Origin of the sequence: Candidatus Hakubella thermalkaliphila, assembly GCF_013281975.1 — a bacterium.
Lineage (GTDB): Bacteria > Actinomycetota > Humimicrobiia > Hakubellales > Hakubellaceae > Hakubella > Hakubella thermalkaliphila.
The window spans coordinates 1-1138 of record NZ_BLRZ01000276.1 but is presented as its reverse complement, the minus strand read 5'-3'; the positions used below and the strand labels follow the sequence as shown (position 1 = coordinate 1138).

The following is a 1138-nucleotide window of genomic DNA, read 5'->3' as shown; positions in this document are numbered from 1 at the left end:
GTTTTCTTTTATCAGTATGAACTGGAAAGGAGAACCGCTAATCAATTATGAGACAGTAGTAAATATGATCAGTACTACCACAACGAGATCCGGCTTAAAAATAAAGGCTCAATTAGATTAGGACTTACGCAGTTGGGGTAAGACTGTAGGTAGGGTTACCCAGATAAGCCCGTATTGCCTCCCTGATAATGGACACCTTTGCCTCATACCAACTATTTCCCGTTCGCAACTTGTGTATCTCCAAACGCAGAAATGCCCGCAGCGCATAAAGAAAGTGATTCTTCTGTGCCACCCTTTGTCTGCGCTGAACTGATAATTTATAGGCGGAAACTGAATAATGGTAGCAATAACGCCAAGGACAACGGCGAATACTCCGCCGGTGAGCATATAAGTGGTGCGCCAGCCGTATGCTGCTATTCCGGCCGCCCAAAGCGGTGCAGCAACAACCGCGCCAAGCCCAAAGCCTACAACTGCTACGCCAATCATTAAGCTACGCTTTTCACGCTCCGGATACCAGCGCGATGTTAGGGCAATTGTGGCGGAAGTATAAGTTAAGCCAATTCCGATCCCTAGAACAACACCATAGGTTAGCACCAGCCCGGTCAGAGTTGTAATTTGGGAAGAAAGTACTTGCGAGGCAATCATTAAAGCGGCACCAAGCACAAAGGGTTTTTTCGGTCCGTATTTATCGACGAAATAACCTCCTACAGCCATCAAAATACCGAAAACGAACATACATACTGAAAAGGCCAAAACTGTGTCTGCTCTTACCCAACCAAACTCCGCCTCTAAAGGCAGGATAAAAACACTAAAGGCATAGGCAGCACCGCCCATTAAAGTTGTAAACAGTCCAAGAAACGGGAAAATCCAGCGGTTTTTCACCAAGTCCACTCCCAACCAGCGGGGTGGTGAAGCAAAATTTTGACTATTGCTCACTACACTCATCTCCTCTTTTTTAGTAACCTTTAGTAACTTAATCTACACCTGAAGAAACGTCCCCACATTCAGCGTTCATATTCACCTCCTAATTACCCATTTTTTTCCGAATTGTTTCAAATTATAACTTAATTCTAACAACTAGTCAACATTTTATATGATAGGACTGAAATTTCACCATAAGCGTATGTAACAAAATAAA

3 pseudogenes are annotated in these 1138 nt (G+C 43.8%); 1 reads left to right on the top strand and 2 read right to left on the bottom strand.

Annotated elements, in window-relative coordinates:
* Positions 1-118 (top strand): annotated as a pseudogene (locus tag HW443_RS11515) (ISAzo13-like element transposase-related protein); the annotation flags it as partial.
* A gap of 6 nt (positions 119-124) precedes the next feature.
* On the opposite strand, the pseudogene HW443_RS13505 reads toward HW443_RS11515, so the two are convergent.
* Positions 125-307 (bottom strand): annotated as a pseudogene (locus HW443_RS13505) (IS701 family transposase); the annotation flags it as partial.
* Between the two features lie 50 nt (positions 308-357).
* Positions 358-834 (bottom strand): annotated as a pseudogene (locus tag HW443_RS13500) (MFS transporter); the annotation flags it as partial.
* Positions 835-1138: the final 304 nt, after the last annotated feature.